General features: G+C 74.7%; 20 protein-coding genes and 1 pseudogene. 8 read left to right on the top strand and 13 right to left on the bottom strand.

What is annotated here, in order from left to right; translation table 11 throughout:
• The first annotated feature begins 2 nt into the window (after positions 1 to 2).
• Together AC4H2G_RS18255 and AC4H2G_RS18250 are read left to right on the top strand one after the other, a co-directional pair.
• Positions 3 to 692, top strand: coding sequence for an amino acid ABC transporter permease (locus tag AC4H2G_RS18255; protein ID WP_494367153.1), 690 nt, complete (start codon positions 3 to 5; stop codon positions 690 to 692).
• Entirely contained in the window at positions 689 to 1,591 is a 903-nt protein-coding gene (locus AC4H2G_RS18250; protein ID WP_494367152.1) for an amino acid ABC transporter permease, read from the top strand. The genes AC4H2G_RS18255 and AC4H2G_RS18250 overlap by 4 nt, the downstream gene beginning before the upstream one ends.
• 68 nt (positions 1,592 to 1,659) lie before the next feature.
• Here AC4H2G_RS18250 and AC4H2G_RS18245 read toward each other — a convergent pair whose 3' ends face one another.
• The 5 genes from AC4H2G_RS18245 to AC4H2G_RS18225 all read right to left on the bottom strand — a co-directional run bounded on the left by AC4H2G_RS18245 (position 1,660) and on the right by AC4H2G_RS18225 (position 7,112).
• The gene (locus AC4H2G_RS18245; protein WP_494367151.1) at positions 1,660 to 2,130 is read right to left on the bottom strand and encodes a regulatory protein RecX; all 471 of its coding nucleotides are present in this window, start codon (positions 2,128 to 2,130) and stop codon (positions 1,660 to 1,662) included.
• 137 nt (positions 2,131 to 2,267) lie between these two features.
• Complete coding sequence (gene recA, locus AC4H2G_RS18240; RefSeq protein WP_494367150.1) at positions 2,268 to 3,395, bottom strand: recombinase RecA; 1,128 nt, start codon at positions 3,393 to 3,395, stop codon at positions 2,268 to 2,270.
• 238 nt (positions 3,396 to 3,633) lie between these two features.
• Positions 3,634 to 4,524 (bottom strand): MBL fold metallo-hydrolase, encoded by an 891-nt coding sequence (locus AC4H2G_RS18235; protein ID WP_494367149.1) that lies wholly within the window; start codon positions 4,522 to 4,524, stop codon positions 3,634 to 3,636.
• Positions 4,521 to 6,827, bottom strand: a complete 2,307-nt coding sequence (locus AC4H2G_RS18230; protein WP_494367148.1) for an alkaline phosphatase family protein — start codon at positions 6,825 to 6,827, stop codon at positions 4,521 to 4,523. The genes AC4H2G_RS18235 and AC4H2G_RS18230 overlap by 4 nt, the downstream gene beginning before the upstream one ends.
• Positions 6,828 to 6,878: 51 nt before the next feature.
• Positions 6,879 to 7,112 carry a DUF3046 domain-containing protein gene (locus tag AC4H2G_RS18225; RefSeq protein WP_494367147.1) on the bottom strand — a complete coding sequence of 78 codons (234 nt, stop codon included), beginning with the start codon at positions 7,110 to 7,112 and terminating at the stop codon, positions 6,879 to 6,881.
• 90 nt (positions 7,113 to 7,202) lie between these two features.
• Between AC4H2G_RS18225 and AC4H2G_RS18220 the strand changes: the two genes are divergently transcribed.
• Both AC4H2G_RS18220 and AC4H2G_RS18215 read left to right on the top strand, forming a co-directional pair.
• Positions 7,203 to 12,131, top strand: a complete 4,929-nt coding sequence (locus AC4H2G_RS18220) for an Lhr family ATP-dependent helicase (RefSeq protein WP_494367146.1) — start codon at positions 7,203 to 7,205, stop codon at positions 12,129 to 12,131.
• Positions 12,132 to 12,155: 24 nt separating this feature from the next.
• Positions 12,156 to 12,989: a DNA-formamidopyrimidine glycosylase family protein gene (locus AC4H2G_RS18215; protein WP_494367145.1), complete on the top strand. Its 834-nt coding sequence runs from the start codon at positions 12,156 to 12,158 to the stop codon at positions 12,987 to 12,989.
• A 35-nt stretch (positions 12,990 to 13,024) separates the two neighbouring features.
• Here AC4H2G_RS18215 and AC4H2G_RS18210 read toward each other — a convergent pair whose 3' ends face one another.
• The 3 genes from AC4H2G_RS18210 to pgsA all read right to left on the bottom strand — a co-directional run bounded on the left by AC4H2G_RS18210 (position 13,025) and on the right by pgsA (position 14,844).
• Positions 13,025 to 13,366: a helix-turn-helix domain-containing protein gene (locus AC4H2G_RS18210; RefSeq protein WP_494367144.1), complete on the bottom strand. Its 342-nt coding sequence runs from the start codon at positions 13,364 to 13,366 to the stop codon at positions 13,025 to 13,027.
• 342 nt (positions 13,367 to 13,708) lie between these two features.
• Positions 13,709 to 14,227, bottom strand: a complete 519-nt coding sequence (locus tag AC4H2G_RS18205; protein ID WP_494367143.1) for a CinA family protein — start codon at positions 14,225 to 14,227, stop codon at positions 13,709 to 13,711.
• Complete coding sequence (pgsA, locus tag AC4H2G_RS18200; protein ID WP_494367142.1) at positions 14,224 to 14,844, bottom strand: CDP-diacylglycerol--glycerol-3-phosphate 3-phosphatidyltransferase; 621 nt, start codon at positions 14,842 to 14,844, stop codon at positions 14,224 to 14,226. The genes AC4H2G_RS18205 and pgsA overlap by 4 nt, the downstream gene beginning before the upstream one ends.
• 312 nt (positions 14,845 to 15,156) lie before the next feature.
• On the opposite strand from pgsA, the pseudogene AC4H2G_RS18195 reads away from it, so the two are divergent.
• A pseudogene (locus tag AC4H2G_RS18195) lies at positions 15,157 to 15,822 on the top strand (CapA family protein); the annotation flags it as partial.
• A gap of 403 nt (positions 15,823 to 16,225) precedes the next feature.
• On the opposite strand, the gene AC4H2G_RS18190 reads toward AC4H2G_RS18195, so the two are convergent.
• Positions 16,226 to 18,886, bottom strand: a complete 2,661-nt coding sequence (locus AC4H2G_RS18190) for an FtsK/SpoIIIE family DNA translocase (RefSeq protein WP_494367141.1) — start codon at positions 18,884 to 18,886, stop codon at positions 16,226 to 16,228.
• Between the two features lie 256 nt (positions 18,887 to 19,142).
• Here AC4H2G_RS18190 and AC4H2G_RS18185 point away from each other — a divergent pair, with 256 nt between their 5' ends.
• Positions 19,143 to 19,970: an MBL fold metallo-hydrolase gene (locus AC4H2G_RS18185; RefSeq protein ID WP_494367140.1), complete on the top strand. Its 828-nt coding sequence runs from the start codon at positions 19,143 to 19,145 to the stop codon at positions 19,968 to 19,970.
• Positions 19,971 to 20,006: 36 nt separating this feature from the next.
• Here AC4H2G_RS18185 and AC4H2G_RS18180 read toward each other — a convergent pair whose 3' ends face one another.
• The gene (locus AC4H2G_RS18180) at positions 20,007 to 20,417 is read right to left on the bottom strand and encodes a hypothetical protein (protein WP_494367139.1); all 411 of its coding nucleotides are present in this window, start codon (positions 20,415 to 20,417) and stop codon (positions 20,007 to 20,009) included.
• Between the two features lie 109 nt (positions 20,418 to 20,526).
• Here AC4H2G_RS18180 and AC4H2G_RS18175 point away from each other — a divergent pair, with 109 nt between their 5' ends.
• Positions 20,527 to 21,120 carry a TetR/AcrR family transcriptional regulator gene (locus AC4H2G_RS18175; protein WP_494367138.1) on the top strand — a complete coding sequence of 198 codons (594 nt, stop codon included), beginning with the start codon at positions 20,527 to 20,529 and terminating at the stop codon, positions 21,118 to 21,120.
• Between the two features lie 61 nt (positions 21,121 to 21,181).
• On the opposite strand, the gene AC4H2G_RS18170 is transcribed toward AC4H2G_RS18175, so the two are convergent.
• The 3 genes from AC4H2G_RS18170 to dapA form a co-directional block, all read right to left on the bottom strand.
• A complete protein-coding gene (locus AC4H2G_RS18170; RefSeq protein WP_494367137.1) occupies positions 21,182 to 22,012 on the bottom strand; it encodes a DUF4328 domain-containing protein in 831 nt (276 codons plus the stop codon).
• A gap of 72 nt (positions 22,013 to 22,084) precedes the next feature.
• The gene (locus tag AC4H2G_RS18165) at positions 22,085 to 23,770 is read right to left on the bottom strand and encodes a ribonuclease J (RefSeq protein ID WP_494367136.1); all 1,686 of its coding nucleotides are present in this window, start codon (positions 23,768 to 23,770) and stop codon (positions 22,085 to 22,087) included.
• A gap of 50 nt (positions 23,771 to 23,820) precedes the next feature.
• On the bottom strand, positions 23,821 to 24,747 hold the full coding sequence (gene dapA, locus AC4H2G_RS18160; RefSeq protein ID WP_494367135.1) for a 4-hydroxy-tetrahydrodipicolinate synthase: 927 nt from the start codon (positions 24,745 to 24,747) through the stop codon (positions 23,821 to 23,823).
• A gap of 69 nt (positions 24,748 to 24,816) precedes the next feature.
• On the opposite strand from dapA, the gene AC4H2G_RS18155 reads away from it, so the two are divergent.
• Positions 24,817 to 26,301, top strand: coding sequence for an NAD-dependent succinate-semialdehyde dehydrogenase (locus AC4H2G_RS18155; protein WP_494367134.1), 1,485 nt, complete (start codon positions 24,817 to 24,819; stop codon positions 26,299 to 26,301).
• Positions 26,302 to 26,379: the final 78 nt, after the last annotated feature.

Genomic DNA, 26,379 nt, shown 5'->3' with positions numbered 1-26,379 from the left:
CCGTGGGTGACTACCTGTCCCAGATGGCCGAGCTCTTCGCGCAGTACGACGTGGTCGGCGCGTTCTGGGTCAACATCCAGCTGACCTTCTGGGCCGCGATCCTGTCCCTCGTGCTCGGCACCACCCTCGCCCTCATGCGGATCTCGCCGATCGCGAGCCTCCGGTGGGTCGGGACCGCGTACGTCAACGTCCTGCGCAACACGCCGCTGACGATCATCATGACGTTCATGGTCCTGGGCATCTGGACCCAGCTCCAGATCAGCCTCGCCGACGACTTCGCGGCCAACTTCTTCCGGTTCGCCGTCATCGGCCTCACCGTGTACCACGCGGCGTTCGTGTGCGAGGCCATCCGTAGCGGCGTCAACACCGTCCCGCTCGGCCAGGCGGAGGCGGCGCGGGCGATCGGGCTCTCGTTCCTTCCCGCGGCTCGGCTCATCGTCCTCCCGCAGGCGTTCCGCGGCGCCGTCGCCCCGCTGGGCAACACGCTCATCGCCCTGCTGAAGAACTCCACCGTCGCCGTCGCGGCGAGCGTCTCGACCGAGACCTCGACCCTGATGCGCGAGATGATCGAGAACAACTCGAGCGAGATCTTCGCGATCTTCTTCATGTTCGCGATCGGATTCGTCATCCTCGTCATCCCGATCGGGCTCCTGACCACGTCCCTCTCGACCCGACTGGCGGTGCGCCGATGAGCTCTCAGCAGTCCGTCCTGTTCGACGCCCCGGGGCCCCGGTCCCGGCGCAACATCGCGATCGGCAATGCCGTCGGCGCCCTCGTCGTCCTCGGCCTCGCGGCGCTCGTCCTCGTGGAGCTCGGGCGCAAGGGCCAGCTCTCGTGGAGCCTGTGGGGGCCGGTGTTCTCGGCCAGCGCCTGGGAGGACTACTACCTGCCGGGGCTGCAGAACACCCTGCGCGCCGCAGGCTTCGCGATCGTCGGTGCCGTCCTGTTCGGGCTCCTCTTCGGGTCCGGGCGGTTGTCGCACGTGCGACCGCTGCGATGGTTCAGCGGGATCGTCGTCGAGTTCTTCCGCGCGGTGCCCGTGCTGCTCATGATGATCTTCTTCTGGCTGCTGTTCGGCTTCAACGACGTCCCCAACCCGTCGTTCCTCGCCGTCGTGCTCGCCCTGATCCTCTACAACGGGTCTGTCATCGCCGAGCTCGTCCGCTCGGGGGTGGGAAACCTGCCACGCGGCCAGGGCGAGGCCGGCTTCGCGATCGGGCTCACCCGTGGACAGACGCTGCGCTCGATCCAGCTTCCGCAGGCGCTCATCGCGATGCTCCCGGCGCTGGTCTCCCAGCTCGTCGTCGTGCTCAAGGACACCGCGCTCGGGCAGATCATCGTCTACCCCGAGCTGCTGCGCGCCGCGCAGATCTTCGGCAACGGCAACAGCAACAACCTGCAGTCGCTCGCCGTCGCCGCGGTCGTCTTCATCATCATCAACTTCCTGCTGACGAGCCTCGCCCAGTGGCTCTCGCGCTTCCTCCAGGGCCGCACGTCCGGCACGACGACCGCCGGCCCGGGCATCGGCAACCCCACCGTGACAGCCGGGGGCGGCCACGCCCCGGACATCGGGTCTCAGCTGACGCGGTAGCCCGGAGGGGACCACCTTCGCACGTGAGCGCGCACGCGATCGCCCCGACGGGCACGGGGAGGAAGCGCTCAGCGGGGATCGTCCGCGCTCTCGGCACTCTCCGCGGCCTCGGCGTCGAGGGCCCGCTGGACCACCTCGAACGCGAGGCCCGGCGAGTAGCCCTTGCGCGCGAGGGCCCCGACGGCGCGCCGGATCCGCACGTCGCGATCGAGACCGGCGGTCCGGCGCAGCCGGGACCGGGCGAGGTCGCGTGCCGCCTCGGCCTCGGAGTCGTCGTCGACCTGCTCGAGGGCGGTCGCCGACAGATCCTCGTCGATCCCCCGGCGGCGCAGCTCCTGGGAGATCGCGCGGCGTGACAGCCCGCGCTCGGAGTGCCGCGTCCGTACGAGCATCTCGGCGTACTGGGCGTCGTCGACCAGGCCGACCTCCTCGTACCGGTCGAGGAGCGGCAGCACGACGTGCTCCGGATATCCCTTGCGCGCGAGCGCCTGCGCGAGCTCGGCGCGGCTCTTGGGCGCCGCGGTGAGCATCCGCAGCACCGTCTCGCGCGCTCGCTCCGTCAGCTCGGCGTCGGTGATCTCACCGTTCTCGATCAGCTCGGGCAGGGACGGGCGCGAGCGCCGCGCAGGGCCCTTGTCCCCCGCGCGACGCTCGCGTGCCTGCTGGTGCTCGCCCGTCAGAACGGCTTCTTTCCCTTGGCCGCGGCGGCCGGAGCCTTGGCCGCAGCGGGTGCCGCTGACTCGGGCGACAGCGCCGGGGTGGCCGGGGCTGCCGCGCCGGCGTCGGCGTCGGCGGGTGCGTCGACACGCGGACCCACGCCGAGCTTCTCCTTGATCTTCTTCTCGAGCTCGTTGGACAGGTCCGGGTTGTCGCGCAGGAACGACCGCGCGTTCTCCTTGCCCTGGCCGAGCTGGTCCCCGCCGTAGGTGAACCACGAGCCGGACTTGCGCACGAAGCCGTGCTCGACGCCCATGTCGATGAGCCCGCCCTCACGGGAGATGCCGACGCCGTAGAGGATGTCGAACTCCGCCTGCTTGAACGGCGGCGCCATCTTGTTCTTCACGACCTTGACGCGCGTCCTGTTGCCGACCGCGTCCGTCCCCTCCTTGAGGGTCTCGATCCGACGGATGTCGAGGCGGATCGACGCGTAGAACTTCAGCGCCTTGCCACCGGTCGTCGTCTCGGGCGAACCGAAGAAGACACCGATCTTCTCGCGGAGCTGGTTGATGAAGATCGCCGTGGTGCCCGACGAGCTGAGCGCGCCGGTGAGCTTGCGCAGCGCCTGGGACATGAGGCGGGCCTGGAGACCGACGTGGCTGTCGCCCATCTCGCCCTCGATCTCGGCCTTGGGCACGAGCGCCGCGACGGAGTCGATGACGATGATGTCGAGCGCGCCGGACCGGATGAGCATGTCCGTGATCTCGAGCGCCTGCTCCCCCGTGTCCGGCTGGGACACGAGCAGCGCGTCGGTGTCGACGCCGAGCTTCTTCGCGTACTCCGGGTCGAGCGCGTGCTCGGCGTCGATGAACGCGGCGATGCCGCCGGCACGCTGCGCGCTCGCGACGGCGTGCAGCGCGACGGTCGTCTTGCCGGAGGACTCGGGGCCGTAGATCTCGACGACACGGCCGCGCGGCAGGCCGCCTATGCCGAGCGCGATGTCCAGCGCGATGGATCCGGTGGGGATCACGTCGACGGGCGCGCGTCCCTCGTCCCCGAGGCGCATCACGGAGTTCTTGCCGAAGCTCCGGTCGATCTGGGCGAGGGCTGCCTCGAGCGCCTTCTCGCGGTCTGCAGGTGCGGGCATGTCGGTCACCTTCGGTCGTGTTCCGTCGTCGTCGTGCCCGACAGTACGGGGAGCCACCGACATCCCGTGCCGGCGGTGCTCCGACCTGTGGATCACCGTGACGGTCCCGTGCGGTCCGCGCCCCGGCGGGCACCTGTGCACAACTCTAGCCGAACAGGTGTTCGACCGGCGCACGCGGTCCATCGGCGTGTCGCCGGCACGCTCGGGGCGGCTCCCACGGTCGACGTCACCGTCGCCGTCACCGTCGGCCGGGCAGCTCCCACGACTCGCCCGGCCGCAGGACCACGACCTGCGTCGAGGGCGACTCGCGGTGCACCGCCGCCGCGAACGCCGCGCCCGCGTGGTCCATCCACCCGCGCGGCAGGTCACGTCCGCCCGGCGCGTGGAGCGTCCCCCAGTGGACCGGCACGGCGACGCGGACGCCGACCTCCGCGCACACGCGCGCCGCCTGCACCGGGCCCAGGTGACCGCCCGACAGCCGGGGACCCCAGCCGGAGACCGGGACGAGCGCGACGTCGACCGGGCCGCCCGCGAGCGCCGGCAGGCGGGCCATGCCGGGGAAGCGCTCGGTGTCGCCGACGGCCCACACCCGCGTCACGCCGTCGGGCGCCCCGTCCGGCTCCCCGCCCGGCTCCGCGTCCGGCTCGGCGCGCTGCTCCTCGCGCGGCGCTCCGTCCCGCTCCGCGCCCGGCACCGCAGGGCCGACCCGCACGAGGTGGCCGTTCGCGGCGTTGGGCCGGTGCGGCATCGGGCGGTGGCCGTGGACGGCGGGCGCGAGACGCACCGCGACGTCGGCCCGGGCGTCGCCCACGGGGTGCCACGCGTCCTCCAGACCGACTCCGCGCAGCCCGCGCGCGCGGAGCCAGCGCGCGTTCGCCGGCGCCGTGAGGACCGGCGCTCCGGGCAGCAGGCGCAGCGAGCGGAGCTCGGCGTGGTCGTGGTGCAGGTGGGACAGGAGCACCGCGTCGGCGTCGCGCCACACCGGCGCGGGCCGCTCCCCGCGCCGGCGCAGCAGGCCCGCGTGGCGGTGCAGCAGCGGGTCGGTGACGAGGCGGACCCGCCCGCCGTCGGGTCCGGCGACGTCGAGCACGATCGTGGAGTGGCCGAGCCACGTCAGGCCCAGGGTCACGGGCCCGCCTCTCCCGGCGGACCCGCGCGCCGCGGCAGGACCGGCACCCCGGCGTCCTCGGCGTCCCCCGCCTCCCTGGCGTCGGCGCGTTCGTGCGTGGCTCCGGGGGTCGCCGCGGCGGCCGGACGTCGGGGACGCACGCCGAGCTCCTCGAGCCACGCGACGAGGCGTCGGTGGACCGCCTCCGCCCCGACGAGCATGCCCTCGCCGTCGACGTCCTCCAGGTCGTCGTCCGGGACGGCGAGACCCGCCGGGTGGACGAGCACCGCGAGGTTCTGCGCGCCGCCCAGGCCGCCGTGCGAGCCGACGAGCCCTTCGAACGCGTGCACCATGCCGACGTCGTCGACGCTCGAGACGAGCACGAGGTCGCCGGCGTCCTCGAGCTGCGCCACGCGCAGCAGGTCGGCGGCCGCGCGGTCGCCGTACGGCGCGAGCGGGTCCAGTCCGTCGATGTCGCCCGTGCGCAGGTCGCGCGAGCCGGCGAGGCCCCGGGCGACGAGCGTCGGCGCCCCTGCGCCGTCCGTCCCGTGCGCCACGACGACGCCGACGGCCGGGTTCGCGAGCAGGCCCGGGACGAGCGCCGGCCACCTCGCGTCGACCTCCGCGGCCGTGGGCCGGCGCGGCTCGCGGCAGAACCACACCATGCCGAGGTTCCCGGACCCGACGACCGCGACCTCGGGGAGCTCGGGCTCGTCGGGCGCTGCCTCCGCGCCGTCCGTCCGCTCCGACCGGTCCGGGCCGACCATCATGCGCCCCGGTCCGTCGTCGTGGCGCAGCGCGTTGAGCGCGGTGTTCGCCGGCCCCCACTCCTCGCTGTCCGGCGCGGTCGCGCGCCGTCGGCCGCCCGCCCGGCCCTCGTCGTCGGCCCCCTCGTCGTCGGGCCCCTCGCCCGCTGCGCCGCGCCCGGTCCCGCGCGCCATGAGGCGGCGCACCTCCGCGAGGAACGAGCGGCCGACCACCTGCTCGAACGTCGCGCCGAGCGACTGGCCGTGGTCCGACACCACGACGATCTCGTACCGCCGCGGCGCGAGCGCCGCGACCTGCTCCCAGAGCCCGAGGACGCCGTCGAGGCCTTCGAGCGCACGCATCGACTCGGGGCGCAGAGGCCCGGCGTGGTGGGCGATCTCGTCGTAGTCGACCAGGTCGACGCAGACGACGGGCGCGCCGCGGACGAGCTGCTCGGCGACGAGCGTGGTGTTGAGGTCGCGCAGCACGACGTTGGTCCCGGCTCTCAGCACCGGGTACCAGCCGAGCCGCGACACGCGCGGCTCGACGCGCCGCACGGCCTGCTGCCACCCCTGATAGAGCTCCTTGAGGAGCTCGCCCACCGCGACCACGACGGCGCGTACCAGCACGAACGGGCTCGAGAAGAACCGGACGAACAGCTGTCCCGGGCCGAGCCCGGTGGACGCACGGCTCATGACGAGCAGGCTCGTGGCGGCGTCGCCCGAGAACATCGTCGAGACCGCCACCCCTCCCCCGGCGAGCAGCCCGGCGCCGTCGCTCGTGCGCTCCTCGACCTCGGCCGCGTCGGCCGGCCGGTTCGTCACGACGAGCCGGCCGAGCTCGCGCGACCACCAGCGGAACGCCGGCACGTGCTCGGTCGAGCCGTGCAGGAGCCCGAGCGTGCTCGCGGGGGTCGTCGCCGGCACGCGCGCCCACCACGTCGAGAGGCGGTGCGTGCCCTCGCCGAGCCAGCGCGCGAGGGTCGGGGTGAGCCCGGCCTGGAGGGCGTAGTCGAGCGTCGGGCGCGCGACGCCGTCGAGCATGACGACGAGCAGACCGGCCTGGCGCTCCTCGGTGCCGGCCGGGCCGCCAGGATCGGGGTGCGCGGCCAGGGCGTGCCCGGGCAGCCCGGCGCTGCGCCGCGCGCGCCGCACGAGGTCACCCAGGACGTACTCGTTGTCGCTCGCGCCGACGAGCCAGCGGCCGACCGCCATGACGAAACCGGCCAGGAGCAGGACGGCGAGCGCGGCGGGCCAGGTCGCGATGTGGAAGCCGGGCAGGAGGGTCAGCGCCGCCCAGACGACGAGCACCTGGGCGACGACGCCCGACACGAGGGCGCCCACGACGCCGAGCCGGCGGGCGACCACGCGCAGCGGCGGCCGCAGCACGACGTCGCCGATCCCGACGACGACCGACGCCAGCAGGAGCGCCGCGACCTGGGTGACCCCGACCCCGGGCACGACGGCGATCGCGACGCCCAGGCCCGCCGCGGTCGAGACCAGGGACCAGAGCGCGCCGCGCACGTCCGCGGCCGTCACGCGCCACGACCGTGCGCGACCCCGGGCTGCGTCCGTCATGGGGTCATCATGCGCGAGCCGGTCCAGGACTGCGCGGCGGCTCGCACCCGCTCAGCGGGCCGGCGGTGCCTGCCGCTGCTCGTCGCGGCCCCAGCGCCGGGAGTCCGGGACGTCCAGCGCGTCGCACAGCGCGTGCCAGACGACGCGGGGCTCCACCCCGTCGTCGATCGCCTGGACCGCCGTGCGGTTCTCGAGGGCCGTGAGGACCTGGTCGCTCGCGAGCGTCCGCCCGTAGGCGTCGCCGAAGACCTCGTCGACCAGCTCCCAGAACTCGCGATAGCGCACGGGACCAGCCTGCCATGCGAGGAGGACGCCACCGTCCGGCCGCCGGGGTGCACGCGAGCGCGTGTGGGTGGTCGCGGCGAGAATGACGGCGTGACCCTCGACCCTCCTGGCCCGCTCGCGCGCTTCGCCGCGCCGACGCGCGCGTGGTTCGCGGGTGCGTTCGAGGCCCCGACGGCCGCCCAGGCCGGCGCCTGGGAGGCCGTGTCGGGCGACCGGCACGCCCTCGTCGTCGCACCGACGGGCTCGGGCAAGACGCTCGCCGCCTTCCTGTGGTCGCTCGACCGGATCATGACGACACCCCACCCGGAGCGCGAGCAGCGGTGCCGTGTTCTCTACGTGTCGCCGCTCAAGGCGCTCGCAGCCGACGTCGAGCGCAACCTGCGCTCCCCGCTCGCAGGCATCCGCCAGGCCGCGGTGCGCCTGGGCCAGGACGTGCCCGACGTCGTCGTCGGCACGCGCACCGGCGACACGCCCGCGACCGAGCGGCGCCGTCTCGCCACCCACCCGCCCGACATCCTCATCACGACGCCCGAGTCGCTGTTCCTCGTGCTGACGTCCCAGGCGCGTGCGGGTCTCGTCGGGGTCGAGACCGTGATCGTCGACGAGATCCACGCCGTGGCGGGCACGAAGCGCGGCGCCCACCTCGCCGTCTCGCTCGAGCGGCTCGACGCGCTCCTCGCGGCGCACGAGCGCCCGCCGGCGCAGCGCGTGGGCCTGTCGGCGACGGTCCGCCCGGTCGAGGCCGTCGCGAGCTTCCTCGGAGGGCACCGCGCCCAGGCCGACGGCGGGCGCGAGGTCGTCGTCGTCCAGCCCCCGTCGACCAAGCGGATCGACGTCGACGTGGTGGTCCCCGTCCCGGACCTCGCGGACCTGTCGGCGCCCCGGGCCCGGCCCCGCGCCGTCGAGAGCGGGCCCGGCGGTCTGCCAGGTCTGGTCCCGCTGCCGCCCGGTGAGCCCGACCTCTCCGGCCCGGCCACCTCGCGGCCCGGCGGGTCCGACGGCGCCCGGCCGCCCCGGCCGTCGGTGTGGCCGCACGTCGAGGAGCGCGTCGTCGACCTCGTGGCCGCCCATCGCTCCACGCTGGTCTTCACCAACTCGCGACGCGGCGCCGAGCGCCTCACGGCCCGCATGAACGAGCTGTGGGCCGAGCGCCAGGGCGAGGACGTGCTCGACCCCGGCACCGTGACCGCGGCGCAGGTCCAGGCGCAGTCGGGCGCGAGCTCCGGGGTGGAGCCCGTCATCGCCCGCGCGCACCACGGCTCGATGAGCCGCGCCGAGCGCACCCGCACGGAGACGGAGCTCAAGGACGGGCGGCTGCCCGCGGTCGTCGCGACGTCGAGCCTCGAGCTCGGGATCGACATGGGCGCCGTCGACCTCGTGGTCCAGGTGGGGGCGCCGCCGTCGGTCGCGTCCGGGCTGCAGCGCATCGGCCGCGCGGGCCACCAGGTGGGCGCCGTCTCGCACGGCGTCGTCTTCCCGACGCACCGCGGCGACCTCGTCCCCTCCGCCGTGGTCGCGGAGCGGATGCGCACAGGCGGCATCGAGGAGCTGCACGTCCTGTCGAACCCGCTCGACGTGCTCGCCCAGCAGGTCGTGGCGATGGTCGCAGTCGACGCGTGGACCGTGGACGAGGTCGCCGCGCTCGTGCGCCGCAGCGCACCGTACGCCCACCTCGGGGACGCGTCGCTGCACGCCGTGCTCGACATGCTCGCGGGTCGCTACCCGAGCGAGGACTTCGGCGAGCTCCGTGCACGCATCGTGTGGGACCGCGCGTCGGGCCGGCTCACGGGCCGCCCAGGCGCGCTGCGTCTCGCCGCGACGAGCGGCGGGACCATCCCCGACCGCGGGCTGTACGGCGTGTTCCTCGCGACCGGGGCCGACACGACCTCCGCCCCGGACGGGGACGGCGAGACCGCGGGGCGCGGCCGTGCACCGCGCGGGGGCAAGCGTGTCGGCGAGCTCGACGAGGAGATGGTCTACGAGTCGCGCGTCGGCGACACGTTCACCCTCGGGTCGAGCACGTGGCGCATCGAGGACATCACGCCCGACCAGGTCCTCGTGACGCCGGCGCCCGGCATCCCCGGGCGGCTGCCGTTCTGGAAGGGCGACTCCCCCGGGCGCCCGGCGGAGCTCGGGCGGGCGCTCGGCGCCTGGGTGCGCGAGATCGACGGGCTCGTCGCGACCGACGGCGACGCCGCCCGGTCACGTCTCGCCGACGCCGGTCTCGACGAGTGGGCCTCCGACAACCTCGTCGCCTACCTCGACGAGCAGCGGGCCGCGACGGGGCGCGTGCCCGACGACCGCACCGTCGTCGTCGAGCGGTTCCGCGACGAGCTCGGCGACTGGCGCGTCGTGGTGCACTCGCCCTATGGCGCGAAGGTGCACGCGCCGTGGGCGCTCGTGCTCGCGGCCCGCCTGCGCGAGCGCTACGGCGTCGACGCCGCCGCGATGCACGCCGACGACGGCATCGTCCTGCGCCTGCCCGACGCCGGCGACTCGTGGCTCGACGCGGCTCCGGGCACGGGAGGCGACGACGACCGGTCGCGCGGTGACACCCCGGTACCCGTCGAGGACCTGCTGCTCGACCCCGACGACGTGCTCGCCGCGGTGCGTTCCGAGCTCGGCGGGTCGGTCATGTTCGCGTCGCGGTTCCGCGAGGCCGCGGCCCGCGCGCTGCTCCTCCCTCGGCGCCGGCCCGACCGGCGCCAGCCGCTGTGGCAGCAGCGCCAGCGCTCGGCCCAGCTGCTCTCCGTCGCGTCGCAGTACCCCGAGTTCCCCATCGTCCTCGAGGCCGCGCGCGAGTGCCTGCAGGACGACTTCGACGTCGCCGCCCTCACCGGGCTCATGCGCGACCTCGAGCAGGGACGGGTCCGGCTCGTCGAGGTGACCACGCCGACCCCGTCGCCCTTCGCCCAGTCCCTGCTGTTCGGCTACACGGCCCAGTTCCTCTACGACGGCGACGCCCCGCTCGCCGAGCGCCGGGCGGCGGCGCTCTCGCTCGACCCGACGCTGCTCGCGGAGCTGCTCGGCGGCGACGGAGTGAGCGCGCAGCTCGCAGACCTCCTCGACCCGGCCGCGATCGAGCGGACGGAGGCCGAGCGCGGCGCGCTCACGCCCGAGCGGCAGGCGCGGCACGCCGAGGACCTGTGGGACGTGCTGCGCCGCCTCGGCCCCCTGACGCGCGACGAGCTCGCGGCGCGCACCCGCGAGGACGTGCGGGGCGCCGTCGACGACTGGCTCGGCGAGCTCGCCGCGACCCGGCGCGTGATCGCGGTCCGGCTCGCCGGCGTCGCGGACGACCGTGCCGGCCAGTGGGCCGTCGTCGAGGACGCCGGCCGGCTGCGCGACGCGCTCGGCGTCGCCCTGCCCGTCGGCATCCCCGAGGTGTTCACGGAGCCGGTCCCCGACCCGCTGGGCGACCTCGTGCGCCGTCATGCGCGCACGCGCGGACCGTTCTCCGCGCACGACCTCGCGGCGCGCCTGGGTCTCGGCGTCGCCGTCGTGCTGCACGCGCTCGAGCGGCTCGAGGCGGCGCGGCTCGTGGTGCGGGGACGGCTGCGGCCCGAGTCGCTCGGCGGCACGGGCGACGACTGGTGCGACGCCGAGGTGCTGCGCGTGCTGCGTCGTCGCTCGCTCGCGGCGCTGCGCGCCGAGGTCGAACCCGTGCCGTCCGAGACGCTGGGCGTGTTCCTGCCGCGCTGGCAGGGGCTCGGCCAGCTCCGCGGCACGGACGGCGTGCTGCGGGTCGTCGAGCAGCTCTCCGGCGCGGCCGTGCCGGCGTCGGCTCTCGAGACCCTCGTCCTGCCGGCGCGCGTGCGCGACTACACGCCGACGATGCTCGACGAGCTGACGACGGCGGGCGAGGTCGTGTGGTGCGGTCACGCGCCGCTCCCCGGCTCGGGAGGTGGGGACGGCCTCGTGAGCCTCCACCTCGCCGACTGGGCGCCGCTCACCCTGCCCGACGAGGGACCGGCGCCGGACGGCCCGCTCGCGCAGACGCTCCTCGACCTGCTCCGCGGCTCCGGGGGCTACTTCCTCCCCGTGCTCGCCGAGCGCGCAGGGGCCCAGCTGGGACCGACCCTCGACGCGCTGTGGGAGCTCGTCTGGGCCGGGCACGTCACCAACGACGGGTTCGGGGCGCTGCGCTCGCGGCTCGGGAGCGCCGGCGGCGCGCACCGGGCACCGCGGGCGCCGGCACGTGCCCGCCCGATGGCCCGGTCGCGCTTCGCCGGGCTGGGACCGCCGGCGCGCTCGCGCGTGCCCGAGACGACCCTGCGCGGCGGAGGCGGCCGCTGGTCGGCGCTCCCCGAGCGCGAGCAGGACCTGACCCGCCGCGCCCACGCCCTCGCGCGCGTGCTGCTCGACCGTCACGGCGTGCTGACCCGGGCGGTCGCGCCCGCCGAGGGCGTCGCGGGATCGTTCCGGAACGTGTACCGCGTGCTCACCGAGCTCGAGGCGACCGGTGCGGCGCGTCGCGGGTACTTCGTCGAGCACCTCGGCGGCTCGCAGTTCGCGCTCCCCGGTGCCGTGGACCAGCTGCGCACCGACGGCCTCGACCGAGAGCGGGCGCTCGAGGCGGCGCCCGGCGCCGGCGGCACCCGGCCGGGCGCGCTCCTGCTCGCCGCGACCGACCCGGCCAACCCCTACGGCGCGGCCCTCGCGTGGCCGGCGCGCCCGGGAGCGGCCGAGGACGGCGCGGTCGGGCAGGCGACCGGGCACAGACCGGGCCGCAAGGCCGGCGCCGTCGTGGTGCTGAGCGAGGGCGACCTCGCGCTCTACGTCGAGCGTGGGGGGCGCTCCGTGCTGTCCTTCGTCGAGGGCCACCGGCTCGCCGACGCGTGCGCCGCGCTCGTCGACGCCGTCCGGGCGGGTCGCCTCGGCAAGGTCGTCGTGCAGCGCATCGACGGCGTGGACGCCCTCGCGAGCGCCGGGACGTCGCGCACGCCGGCGGACGAGGCCGCGCGCGCGCTGCTCGACGCGGGCTTCCGCGCGACCCCGCGCGGCCTCCGGGCGGCGTGAGGGGCAGCGTGAGAGGAGGGGTGCGTGCCCGAGGGTGACGTCGTGCGCCTCACGGCGACACGGCTCGACGAGGCGCTCACCGGCCGCGAGGTCGTGCGCTCGGAGCTGCGTTGGCCGAGCGCTGCGGAGCACGACCTCGTCGGCCGGACGGTGACGTCCGTCGTGCCGTACGGCAAGCACCTGCTCACGCGGTTCGACGACGGCTGGTCGCTGCACACCCACCTGCGGATGGAGGGCGAGTGGCACGTCGCGCGCACCGGCACGTCGTCGGCGCGCGGTGCCGGTCCGACCGTGCGCGTCGTCCTCGCGAACGCCTGGTGGACGGCCCTCGGTGTGCGCATCGGCATGCTCCACGTGCTCCGCACGGCGGACGAGCACCGGATCGTCGGAGCGCTCGGACCCGACGTCCTCGCCGTCGACTTCCCCGAGCGCGGCGTGCACGAGGCCGTCGACCGCCTCCTGGCCGACGACGCCGTCGGCGGGCGCGGACCGCGTCACCGCCCGGAGCGGGTCGCGACCGGCGTCCCCGTGGCGGAGGCCCTGCTCGACCAGCACCTGGTCGCCGGGCTCGGCACCATCTGGACCGCGGAGCCGCTGTACGCCCTGGGGATCTGGCCGTGGACGCCCGTGCGGGACGTGCCCGACCTCGCCGAGCTCCTGCTCACCGCGCGCCGCCTGGTGCAGCACAGCGTGCAGAACGGGTTCTCGCGCGGTGCGGGCTACGTCCGGCACGTCCACGGACGTGAAGGACGGGCGTGCCACCGGTGCGGCACGCCCGTCGAGGTCGGTCGGGCGAACGAACCGCCCTACGACCGGCCGATCTTCTACTGTCCGTCGTGCCAGAGCCAGCACGACTGAGGCCGCCCACCCGATGCCGGGCAGGCGACCTGCGGTCAGCCGACCGGCTGCAGGTCTTCGCGGCGCGTCGTCCCGTCGGGGTGCTGGCGCCCGAGCACGGCCGTCGCGAAGTCGGCCGGGATCGTGTCCGGGATGAGCAGACCCTCGGCGACGGCCACGCGGTCGCTGACCTCGCGCAGCACGAGCGACAGCGGGACGTCGAGCGCCTCGCAGATCGACCCGAGCAGCTCGGACGACGCTTCCTTCTGGCCGCGCTCGACCTCGCTCAGGTACCCGAGCGAGACACGTGCGGCGGAGGACACCTCGCGCAGGGTGCGCCCCTGTCGCTGGCGAGCGTCTCGCAGCACGTCCCCGATCTCGCGTCGAAGAACAATCATCTGGCGGCCCCCTTCCGTGTCCCGTGCGCCCCCGGGAGCCGGCCGGGCTCCCACCTGGGTGCGCGAACTGTTGGTGCTCGTACGTACCCCGCGCGCGGGGGTCGTCCTACCGTACCCCGCGCGCTGCCCGCTCACGTCCCCGGTCCGGCTCCCTGGACGTCCCGGCGAGGCGGCGTCCGGACGGCCGACGGGGCGGCTGGCGGTCCTGTTCGCGATCACGTGCTGTGCAACGCGCCACCCAGGGGTGTTGTTCCCGCTCGGGCGCCTGCTTCCGGCCCACCGGGGCCGGCTTCACGGTCCCTCCACGCCGTGCGCGCACGAGCACCGTCGGCGGACAGGATTTCACCCGTACGCGCCTGCGCCCCGACCGTCGTCGCCCGTGCTGTCCGCGCCTGCGGCGCTGAGCCGCAGCGCGAGCTCGAGGACGGCGCCCGTCGCCGCGCGGCGCACCTCGCCACGGTCGCCCGTCACCTGCAGCGTGCGGACGGCCTCGTCCGTCGGCGTCCGCACGGCGACGTGGACGAGACCCGGCGGGTGGCCGTCCTGCGGGTCGGGTCCTGCGACGCCGGTCGTCGCCAGGCCGACGTCGGCGCCGAGGGCCGTCCGCACGCCCGAAGCCATCTGCGTCGCGACGTCCGGGTCGACGGCGCCGCGGCGGGCCAGGAGCGCGGCGTCGACTCCCAGGAGCGACGCCTTGACGTCGGTCACGTACGCCACGACTCCCCCGCGCAGGACACGGGACGCGCCGGGCACGTCGACGAGCGCCGCCGCGACGAGACCGCCCGTGAGCGACTCGGCCGTCGCAGCCGTCCACCCCCGCGCCTCGAGCGCGGCGAGCAGGCGTTCGGCCGGCCCGGTCACCGGACGGTCGCCGGTCCCTGCCCGGCCTCGGCACGCGCGCTCCGGATCGCGTCACGGCGCAGGCGCCAGCCCTGGTAGGCGTACTCGACGCCCGTCACGACGGTGACGACGATCGCGGCCCCGAGCACGACCCACGCGACGACGCCGATCCAGGCGGGCAGGTGGGCGAGCGGCAGGAGGAAGAGCGTGATCGCCACGGACTGGAGGACCGTCTTGAGCTTCCCGCCGCGCGACGCGGGCATGACCGCGTACTTGAGCACCGCGAGGCGCATGACCGTGATGCCGAGCTCACGCACCAGGACGACGACCGGCACCCACCAGGGCAGCTCGCCGAGCGGCCACGCGAGCAGCACGAGCGCCGTGCCGATCAGGAGCTTGTCCGCGATGGGGTCGAGCAGCTTGCCGAGGTCCGTCACGAGCTCGTAGCGCCGCGCGAGATAGCCGTCGAGACGGTCGGACGCCGCGGCGAGGACGAAGGTCCCGGTCGCGACGAGCCGCCACGTCACGGAGTCTCCGCCGTCGACGAGGAGCGTCCACGCGAAGACGGGGACGAGGACGATCCGGATCATCGTGACGATGTTCGCGGAGTTCCACGGTGACGGGACGGCTGTGACCACGAACCCAGCCTAGGGGCAGCCGGGCGGTCGGCCGACCGCGGTACGCTCCCGCCCGTGCCACGCCACCAACGCCGCGGGACCCGGCGGCCGACGCGTGCCCTGGGCGCCGGTGTCGCGGTAGCGGTCCTCGCCGCCGCGGCCGGCTCGGGAGCCTCCGCCCTCGGCCGGGCCGCCGGACCTGCCCCGGCATCCGCGACGTCGCTCGCCGACGATCCCTCCGCCGGCGCGGCGGACGTCGCCCCCGAACCGGCCGTCGCCCCGGTACCTGATGCCGTCTTCACGATCGCCGCCACCGGCGACGTGCTCACGAACATGCCGGTGAACGTCTCCGCCCGGACGGCCGAGGGCTACGACTTCAGCCCACTTCTCGCGTCGCTCGACCCGTGGGTCCAGGGCGTCGACCTCGCGCTGTGCCACCTCGAGGTCCCGCTCGCGCCGCCGGGGACCGCGCCGAGCGGGTACCCGGTCTACGCCGCGCCCCCCGAGCTGGCGCGCGACCTGGCCGAGCAGGGCTGGGACGGCTGCTCGACGGCGTCGAACCACTCGGTGGACCGCTCGACCGCCGGGGTCGTGACGACGCTCGACGCGCTCGACGCCGCCGGGCTGGGTCACGTCGGGACGGCCAGGACCCCGGAGGAGGCCGCGGCACCGCAGCTCTACACCCTGACGCGGCACGGCCGGGACGTGACCGTCGCTCACCTCTCGGCGACCTTCGGCACGAACGGCCTCCCGATCCCCGCCGACGCGCCCTGGTCGGTCACGCTGCTCGACGCCGACGCTCTCGTCGCGAGCGCCACCGCGGCCCGCGCGGCCGGGGCGCAGGTCGTCGTCGTGAGCGTCCACGCCGGGGTGGAGTACACCTCGACGCCGAACGCGCAGCAGCTCGAGGTCGCCGCCGCGCTCGCCGGGTCCGGCCAGGTGGACCTGGTACTCGGGCACCACGCCCACGTCCCCCAGCCCGTGTCGCGCCTGCCCGGAGGGCCCGGCGGCACGGGCATGTGGGTGGCCTACGGACTGGGCAACCTCGTCTCCAACCAGGACGGCGACTGCTGCGACCCGCGCACCGACTCGGGCCTCCTGCTCACGGCGACCGTCACCCGGCCGGCCGACGGTCCGGCGTACGTGACCGGTGTCGACTGGACCCCGATCACGGTCGACCGGCGCGCCGGCCACCGCGTGCGGGCCCTCGTCGACGCGCTCGCGGCTCCCGGCGAGGGCAGCCTGTCGGTCGCCGCGCTGAGCGATCGTCTGGACCGGGTGCGCACCGCCGTCGGCACGGAGGCGCCGGAGCGGTCGCGGCCCTCAGCCCCTACCGGACCAGCGCCTCGGGTACGAGCCGGTCGTCGTCGATCACCCCGACCTGATCGAGGTGCGGTCTCGCTCAGCGCCAGCCCGGTTCGACGTCCGCACCGTCGTGGTACTCCTGCGCGACGGGCGGGCGATGACCGTCGGTGCCGTCGGAGTAGTCGCGCCCGGTGGCCGCGCCGCCCGGTGCGGCCGCCTCGGCCTGACCGTCGAAGACCTCCTGCGCGGGCTCGCCGCGGATCAGGGCGAGCGCTGACGGGAGCTCCTCCGGCGTGACGAGCACCTCGCGCGCCTTCGACCCCTCCGAGGGACCGACGATCTCGCGCGACTCCAGGAGGTCCATGAGCCGCCCCGCCTTGGCGAACCCGACGCGGAGCTTGCGCTGCAGCATGGACGTCGAGCCGAACTGCGACGTCACGACCAGCTCGGCCGCCTGCAGGAGCAGGTCCAGGTCGTCGCCGATGTCCTCGTCGACCTGCTTCTTCGTGACGGACTGCGCGACGTCCTCGCGGTAAACGGGTTTGAGCTGGGCCTTGACGTGCTCGACCACCGAGTGGACCTCGGACTCGGAGACCCACGCCCCCTGGACGCGCATGGGCTTGGCCGCCCCCATGGGCAGGAAGAGCGCGTCGCCCTGCCCGATGAGCTTCTCCGCGCCCGGCTGGTCGAGCACGACGCGCGAGTCGGCGAGCGACGACGTCGCGAACGCGAGGCGCGACGGGACGTTCGCCTTGATGAGCCCGGTGACGACGTCGACTGACGGGCGCTGCGTCGCGAGCACGAGGTGGATGCCCGCGGCGCGTGCGAGCTGCGTGATGCGCTGGATCGAGGACTCGACGTCGCGCGGCGCGACCATCATGAGGTCCGCCAGCTCGTCGACGACGACGAGCAGGTACGGGTACGTCGCGATCTTGCGCTCGGAGCCCGGGAGCGGCTTGACCTTCCCCGAGCGCACCGCGGCGTTGAAGTCGTCGATGTGCTTGTAGCCGAACGCCGCGAGGTCGTCGTAGCGCGCGTCCATCTCCCGCACGACCCAGTCGAGCGCCTCGGCGGCCTTCTTGGGGTTGGTGATGATCGGCGTGATGAGGTGCGGGATGCCCTCGTAGATCGTCAGCTCGACACGCTTGGGGTCGACGAGCACGAGCCGCACCTGCTCCGGCGTGGAGCGCATGAGGATCGACGTGATCATCGAGTTGATGAAGCTCGACTTGCCGGCGCCCGTGGCGCCCGCGACGAGGATGTGCGGCATCTTCGCGAGGTTGGCGACGACGTAGCCGCCCTCGACGTCCTTGCCGACGCCCATGACCATCGGGTGCTCGGTGCGCCGCGCCGCGGAGGATCGCAGGACGTCGCCGAGGACGACCGTCTCGCGGTCGGTGTTGGGGATCTCGATCCCGATCGCGGACTTGCCCGGGATCGGCGCGAGGATGCGCACGTCGGCGCTCGCCACCGCGTAGGCGATGTTGTTGGACAGCGACGTGATGCGCTCGACCTTGACCTTCGGTCCGACCTCGACCTCGTACCGGGTCACCGTCGGGCCGCGTGTGAAGCCCGTGACCTTCGCGTCGACCTCGAACTGCTCGAACGTCTGCGTGAGTGCCTCGACGACGCGGTCGTTCGCGGCCGAGCGCACCTTGTGCGGCGCGCCCTTGACCAGCGAGTCCTCGTTCGGCAGGAGGTACACGGTGTCGCCCTCGAGCATGGGCTGCACGCCGCGCGGCAGCGGCGCGCTCGGGGGCGGCGGAGCGGGGATGCCGCCCGGGCCGTCGTCGGGGGTGGCCGCGACGGCGCCGAGCCCGGTGGCCGCGGTGTCCTGCGCCGCGCCCGAGCCCGCGACCGGTCCGACTGCCGGGACGGCCTCGGTGGGCGCAGTCCCCGGGGCCGGGTCGTCCGCGCCCTTGCGACCCTTGCCCCGACGTGCCGCACCGTCCTCGTAGTCCAGGAAAGCTGCCGTCTCGAAGGCCTCGTCGCCGGCGAAGCCGCCCTCCGGCTTCTCGATCTCGGCGGCCTCCGCGGCCCGCTGGGCCTTCGTCTTGCGGGGCTTGCGGGGCCGTCGACCGGTCGGAGCGCCGTCCTCGCTGCCGTCGTGCCGAGACACGCCCGCGGCCAGCGGAAGCCCGTCCGCGTCCGTCTCCGCGTCCTCGTGGTGGTTGCCGGTGAGCGTGTCGTAGAGGCCACGCAGCCGGCTCGGGATGCGGTGGACGGGCGTCGCGGTCACGACGAGCAGGCCGAAGAACCCGAGGAGCAGGAAGATCGGGACGGCGAACCACTCGGTGAGGCCGGTCGTCACGGGCGTGGCGACGAGGTAGCCGATGATCCCCCCGGCGTCCTGCACCGCGGCGAAACCGCCGCGCGGGGCGGGCAGGTCCTCCGCGACGTGCACGAGGGAGCACACGGAGACGACGATCAGCGTGAGCCCGATCGCGACGCGCGAGTTCGCCTGCGCACGCTCGGGATGCCGCATGATCCGCACGGCGAGCCACAGGAGCAGGACGGGGACGGCGACCCCGGCGAGCCCGAACGTGCCCGCGACGACGGCGTGCACCACGTCACCGAACGTGCCGGAGATGCCCCACCACTCCCGGGCGGCCACGACCACCGCGAGGGCGAGCAGGAAGAACGCGACGCCGTCGCGTCGATGTGCGGGGTCCAGCTCTCTCGCTCCCTTACCGATCTTGCGGGTGACCGCCCCCACGCCGTGGGCCGCGCCGAGCCAGAGCCCGCGCAGCGCTCGCACGGGCCACGGGGGCTGCGACGCCGGTCGCCTCGCCGGCGCACGCCGGGTCGAGGTGCTCTGGCGACCGCCGCCCGCGCGCGACGCTCCGCGGGCCGTGGACGAACCGCCGCGCGACGCCGTCCTGGCGGTCGTGCTGCGGTTGGCCGCGGCCCGACGCGCTTGCGGGGACGTACGGGTCGCCATAGTGGTCCTAACCTACCCGTGGGGGACGACACGGGCGGGGACGCGCCCACGTGTGTCTGCGAGGGAGGTCGACATGACGGGTCCGGCACGGAGAGCTCCGGACGCCCGCCGCACGAGACCCCTCGTGGAGGTCGCGCGAGGTGTCCACGTCGCGACCTCGACGATCTGGACGACCACCTCCACCGTCGTCGTGACGCGCACCGGCGAGGCGCTGGTCGTGGACCCGGGCGTGACCGTCGCCGAGTGCGAGGCGCTCGCGGGCACGGTCGCGGCGCGCGGCTGGCGCGTCACCGCCGGGTTCTCGACACATCCGCACTGGGACCACGTGCTCTGGCACCAGGGCCTCGGCCGCGTGCCGCGGTGGACGACGGCGCGCGCGGCGGTCGACCTGCGGCGACGGCGGGGCGAGGTCCTGGCGGCGGCCCAGGCCGGCGCCCCCGGGCACGACCCCGCTCTCGTGGGCGTCCTCGACGCGCTCCCCGATGCCGCGGACGCCCTCCCGTGGCCCGAGGAACCGGTCGTCCCGCCTCGCGTCGTCGAGCACGACGCGCACGCGCCGGGCCACGCCGGGGTCGTCGTCGCGGGAGTCCTGCTCGCCGGCGACATGCTGTCCGACACCGAGGTGCCGCTCGTCGACACGAGCGCACCCGACCCGGTCGGCACGTACCGTGCCGCGCTCGACGTCCTCGAGGATGCGGGGCGCGACGTGCGGGTGCTCGTGCCGGGCCACGGCTCCCCCGCCGCCGGGCCGTCGGCCGTCGCTCGCCGGTTCGCCGCGGACCGCGCGTACCTCGACGCGCTGGAGCGGGCCGCGTCGGGCGGCCCCGCCGTCGAGGACCCCCGGCTGGCCGGCTACGTCGCCGACTGGCACACCGACCAGCTCGCGGCGCTGCGCTCCTGACGGCCGACGCGCTCGCGACGCGACGGCCGCGAGGTGTCACGCCGGGAGCAGGCCGAGCCCGAGCGTGACGACGCCTGCCGCGAGGACCGTGGCGCCCACCGGCAGCAGCACGACGGCGCGGTTGGGCACCTCACGCCCGGCACCGATCGCCGAGAGGAAGAACCCGGCGGGCATGACGATCGCGGCGACCAGGACTCCGGTCGCACCGAGCCAGCGCCAGAACCCGGTGAGATCCGTCGCCTCGGCGAGCAGGACGCAGACGAGCCCGAGGATGACGAGCACGCCGGCGTGCGCGTGCCCGGCGCGGAAGAACGACGTCTGGAAGCCGGTCGCGGCGACCTTGCCCGTGACCACCCGCACGAGGAACGCGCCGCCCGACTCGATGCCGACGACGGTGAGGAGGACGATGCCCGCGGTGATGCGGGCGGGGTCGGTGAGCTCGAGCACGGGGGACCTCCGAGGACGGCGGGACCTCGTCCGCCACTGCGGACGGGTTTGCGAACACTGTTATAGAACACCGTTCGCAAACCAGGGTCAAGGTCTCTAGACTTGGTCCGTGGCTCGCCCCCGACTGCACGACGACGCCCTGCGCGACCGCCTCCTCGACGTGGCGTCGCGCGCGATCTCCGAGCACGGCGAGGCCGCCGTCACCGTCCGGTCGATCGCGACCGAGGCGGGCACGAGCCCGTCCGCGGTGTACGCGCTGTTCGGCAGCCGCGACGACCTCGTCGCCGCTGTCTCCGCCGAGGGTTTCCGCCGGTTCGCCGCGTTCCTCGACGCCGTCCCGCGCACCGACGAGCCGGGCGCCGACCTCGCCGCGCTCGGCCTCGCGTACCGGGCCTTCGCGGTCAGCGACCCGCACTTCTACGCGGCCATGTTCGGGCGCGGCGTGCGTCCTGCGATCGGTGCCCCGGACGCCGTCGCGCAGCCCACGTTCGGCGTCCTGCGCGACGCCGTCGCGCGGGTCCTTCCCGGCGCCGGCCCGAGCCGGGTCCAGGACGTCGCGTTCGGTCTGTGGGGACTGGTGCACGGGCTCGCGTCGCTCGAGCTCTCCGGCCTCGTCCCCGGTGACGAGGCGGCACGCGAAGCGCACTACGCCGCGGCGACCGTCGCGGTCGGCCGCGCTCTCACCGCACCTGCGACGGCCTGACCCCGGAGCGCGGGTCGGGCCGAGGCACCCGGCACCCGCCCGACCCGCGCGCTCGTCGCCGTCAGGACCAGGGCGCCCCGGCCGGGTCGGGAGCCGCCGCGGCTCGCTGGCCGGCCGTGATCTCCCGGACCACCCGGACCCACATCACGAGTGCGAGGGCGACTGCGGCCGTACCGACCGTCTCGGCGACGGGCAGGATGGTGAACGTCTCGTACGCGCCGGCCGACGAGGACGACGTGAACTGGGCCTCGACGTTGGTCGCCAGACCGAAGAGCAGCCACCCGGCCCACCACCAGCCGAGGGCGACGCGCGGGTCGCGCACCGTGGCCGCGCGCACGTCGCGCACGACCTGGTACGGGAACCAGAACGCGACGACCGGCACGATCCACCCCAGCCAGGTCCATACCCGACTGCGTGCGTGGTGCGCCCTGGGCGAGACGGCCTCCGCGAAGGTGCGGCTCTGCCACAGCCACACGCACGTGACGATCGCCGCCGCGAGCTGCGCGGCCACGAGCACGCCGCCGACGGCGTCGCACGTCGTGAACACCTCGGCGCTCGGGATGCCGACCCGCGCCGCCTGCGCGAACTCTTCCGCCGCCGAGAACGACGTGAGCCAGGAGGCCGCCTGAAGCACCGTCACGGCCGCGGCCAGCACGATGCTCGCCGTGCCGAGACCTCCCGGCACCGTCGGGAGCGGCGTGTATCCGCCGTACGGGGCCCGGACGCCGTGCGCAGGCGGTGCGCCGTACGGGGCCTGCGCGCCGTACGCGGGCGGTACGCCGTACGCGGGCGGTACGCCGTACGCGGGCTGGGCGCCGTACGCGGGCGGACCGGGCGGAAGGTTTGGCGGCGGCCCCTGGGGCGGCCCCCCGTAGGACTCGTGGTGCGTCACTGCAGCCTCCTCGGGCTCGAGCGGGGCGCCAGCATAGCGATCCCGCCGAGCCCGAGGAGCACGTGTCCGGCGTCAGGCCTCCACGACCACCGGGACGATCATCGGTCGACGGCGCAGTCGGTTCGACACCCAGCGGCCGATGACGCGGCGCATCACCTGCTGGAGCTGATGCGTGTCCGTCGCCCCGCCGGCGATCGCATCCTCGAGCGCCTGGACCACGTCGGGCCGGATGCCCTCGAACACCGCGTCGTCCTCGGCGAAGCCGCGCGCGAGGATCTGCGGCCCGGCGAGCACCTTCCCGGTCGCGGAGTCGACCACGACGAAGACGGACACGAAGCCCTCCTCGCCCAGGATGCGGCGGTCCTTGAGCTCGGCGTCCGTGATCTCGCCGACGCTCGACCCGTCGACGTACACGTAGCCGCACGGCACCGCACCGACGACGGACGCCTTGCCGTCGACGAGGTCGACCACGACCCCGTCCTCGGCGAGCACGACCCGGTCCGCCGGCACGCCGGTGCGGACCGCGAGCGCCCCGTTCGCGACGAGGTGGCGGACCTCGCCGTGCACGGGCATGACGTTCTTCGGCTTGAGCACGTTGTAGCAGTAGAGCAGCTCGCCCGCGCTCGCGTGCCCGGACACGTGCACCTTGGCGTTGCCGCCGTGCACGACGCGTGCCCCGAGCCGAGTGAGGCCGTTGATGATCCGGAAGACGGCGTTCTCGTTGCCCGGGATGAGCGACGACGCGAGGATCACGGTGTCCCCCATGCCGACGGAGACCTTGTGGTCACCGTTCGCCATGCGGCTCAGCGCGGCCATGGGCTCGCCCTGCGACCCCGTGCACATGAGGACGATCTCGTCGTCGCGCAGCGAGTCGACCTTCTTGAGGTCGATGAGCACGCCCTCGGGCACGTGCAGGTACCCGAGCTCGGACGCGATGGTCATGTTGCGGACCATCGAGCGCCCGACGAGCGCGACGCGGCGGCCGTGGTGGTGCGCCGCGTTGAGGACCTGCTGGACGCGGTGCACGTGCGAGGAGAAGGACGCGACGATGATGCGCTTCTCCGACTGCGCGAAGACGTTGTCGAGCACGGGGCCGATCTCGACCTCGGGCGTGACGAAGCCGGGGACCTCGGCGTTGGTGGAGTCGACCATGAAGAGGTCGACGCCCTGCTCGCCGAGGCGTGCGAACGCGCGCAGGTCGGTGATGCGGCCGTCCATCGGGAGCTGGTCCATCTTGAAGTCGCCGGTGTGCAGGACCGTGCCGGCACCGGTGGTGACGGCGACCGCGAGCGCGTCCGGGATGGAGTGGTTCACTGCGACGAACTCGCAGCGGAACACGCCGAGCTGCTCGACCTGCCCCTCCTTGACGGCGAGCGTCACGGGCGCGATGCGGTGCTCCTTGAGCTTCGCCTCGACGAACGCGAGCGTCAGCTGCGACCCGACGAGCGGGATGTCGCGACGCAGGCGCAGCAGGTACGGCACCGCGCCGATGTGGTCCTCGTGGCCGTGCGTGAGGACGATCGCCTCGATGTCGTCCAGACGGTCGGCGATGTAGTCGAAGTCCGGGAGGATGAGGTCGACGCCCGGCTGGTTGTCCTCGGGGAAGAGGACGCCGCAGTCGATGACGAGCAGGCGCCCGTCGTACTCGAGGACGGCCATGTTGCGCCCGACCTCGCCGAGCCCGCCGAGGGCGACGATGCGCAGCCCTCCGGCCGGGAGCTCGGGAGGCAGGGAGAGTTCGGGATGGGGGTGGCTCATAGGGCCTCCTGTCGTGGCTGAGCCGATGGATCGATGTCTGGGTGGCCGCGCTACCGCGCGGCCGAGGCGACCGCGGGAAGCAGCCCCGCGGCCGCGAGGGCGTCGCGCACGAGCGCGACCTCCTCCTCGCTCGCCGCGACGTTGGGCAGCCGCAGGTGGCGGTTGTCGGTGATGCCGAGCAGCTCGACGGCGGCCTTGGCCATACCGGCCTGGAACCCGGCGCCGTTGAGCGCGTCGATGACGGGCACGGTGGTGAGGAATACCTCGAGGGCGCCGGCGTGGTCGCCCGCGTCGAACCGGCGGACGACCTCGGCGTACCGCGACCCGACCACGTGGGAGGCGACCCCGACGATGCCCGCCCCGCCGTGCGCGAGGAACGGGAGCAGCAGCGTGTCGTCCCCGCTGTACACGGCGAGACCGGTCGAGGCGGCGAGCGTGGCGGCCGCGTACACGTCGCCCGACGCGTCCTTCGTCGCGACGACCCGCTCGTGCGCGGCGACACGTGCATAGGTGTCGGCCGCGATCCGGACCGCGGTGCGGCCGGGGACGTCGTAGAGCATGACGGGCAGGTCGGTGGCGTCCGCGACGGCGACGAAGTGCCGGTAGAGGCCTTCCTGGTTCGGCCGCGAGTAGTAGGGCGAGACGACCAGCAGGCCGTCGGCCCCGGCCTCGGCGGCATGCTCGGCCATCCGCAGCGCGTGGTCCGTGTCGTTGGAGCCAGCCCCTGCGACGACCGCGGCCCGGTCGCCCACGGCCTCGACGACGACGCGCACGAGGTCCGCCTTCTCCGGGGCGTGGGTGGTCGGGGACTCCCCCGTCGTGCCGTTGAGCACCAGCCCGTCGTTGCCGTCGTCCACCAGACGCTCCGCGAGCCGTGCCGCCGCCTCGAGGTCGATGGCGCCGTCGGGCGTCATCGGGGTGATCATCGCGGTGAGGACGGCCCCGAACGGGCGCGCGGGGGTGGTGGGAAGGACCATGTGCACAAACTACCGTGCCGGACACCGCCGGGCGCTGCGCCGTCCGGAGGTTGGGGCGATACTCGGACCATGTCCCGTCCGGCGTCGGCGTCCCACCTGTCCCCCGCGCTCGTCGCGCACGTGCCCACGGGCCTGCTCGTGGACGGCCGCTGGGGACCGGCCGAGGGCGGGCGGACGTTCGAGGTCGAGGACCCGGCGACCGAGGAGTCGCTGTTCGACGTCGCCGACGCGAGCCCGGCGGATGCCCTGCGCGCCCTGGACGCCGCGCACCGGGCAGCGCCCGCGTGGCGCGCGACGCCGCCGCGCGAGCGTGGCGAGGTCCTGCGCGCCGTCTACGACCGGCTCGTCGCACGCGCCGACGACGTCGCGGCCCTCATCACGGCGGAGTGCGGCAAGCCGCTCGCGGAGGCCCGCGCCGAGGTGCTGTACGGCGCCGACTTCCTGCGCTGGTACGCCGAGCAGGCCGTCCGCGCGGAGGGTCTCGTACGCACGGCCCCGGCCGGCGGCAACCGGCAGCTGGTCCATCGCCGCCCGGTCGGCCCGGCCCTGCTCATCACGCCGTGGAACTTCCCCATCGCGATGGCCACGCGCAAGATCGGCCCGGCGCTCGCCGCCGGCTGCCCGGTCGTCATCAAGCCCGCACGCCTCACGCCCCTCACGACGGCGCTCGTCGCGGAGGTCATCCGGTCCGAGCTCGCCGAGCGCGGCCTGCCGGTGGGGGTCGTCAACGTCGTGCCCTCGTCGCGCGCGGCGGACGTCAGCGAGCCCCTGCTCGCCGACCCGCGCCTGCGCAAGCTGTCGTTCACGGGCTCGACGGCCGTCGGCCGCACGCTGCTGGAGAAGGCCGCGCAGCAGGTGCTGCGGACCTCGATGGAGCTCGGCGGCAACGCGCCGTTCGTCGTCTTCGCCGACGCCGACCTCGACGCCGCGGTCGAGGGCGCGCTCGTCGCCAAGCTGCGCAACGCCGGCCAGAGCTGCGTCGCCGCCAACCGCTTCCTCGTGCACGACGCCGTGGCGCGCGAGTTCGCGCAGCGCCTCGCCACCGCGTTCGAGGACCTGCGCGTCGGACCGGGCGCCGAGGACGGCGTGCAGGTCGGGCCGCTCATCGAGGCGAAGGCGGTGGACGCCGTCGAGGAGCTCGTCGGGGCGGCGTCCGACGGCGGCGCCCAGGTCCTCACCGGCGCGCGCCGGCCCCGCGACGTCGGGCACTTCTACGCACCCACGGTCCTGTCCGGCGTGGACCCCGACGCGCGCGTGGTCACCGAGGAGATCTTCGGTCCGGTCGCACCCGTGGTCGCCTTCGGCGACGACGACGAGGGCATCGCGATGGCCAACGCGACCGAGTACGGTCTCGCCGCCTACGCGTACACGACGTCGCTCGACCGCGCCGTCCGCGTCTCGGAGGAGATCGAGGCGGGGATGATCGGCATCAACCGCGGCATGGTCTCCGACGCGAGCGCGCCCTTCGGGGGCCTCAAGCAGTCCGGGCTGGGCCGCGAGGGTGGCGAGGCCGGGCTCGAGGAGTTCCAGGAGACGGTGTACGTCGCGCTCTGACCGCCGCGCCCTCTGCGACGGCCGTGGCGCGGACCTCGGGGACGGTTCACCGGAGCGTCGGCGCACGTTGGTAGCCTG

Source organism: Cellulosimicrobium sp. BMG9.23, assembly GCF_059159985.1.
Note: the sequence above shows the minus strand (reverse complement) of the source record. Positions and strands in the feature narration are given on the sequence as shown.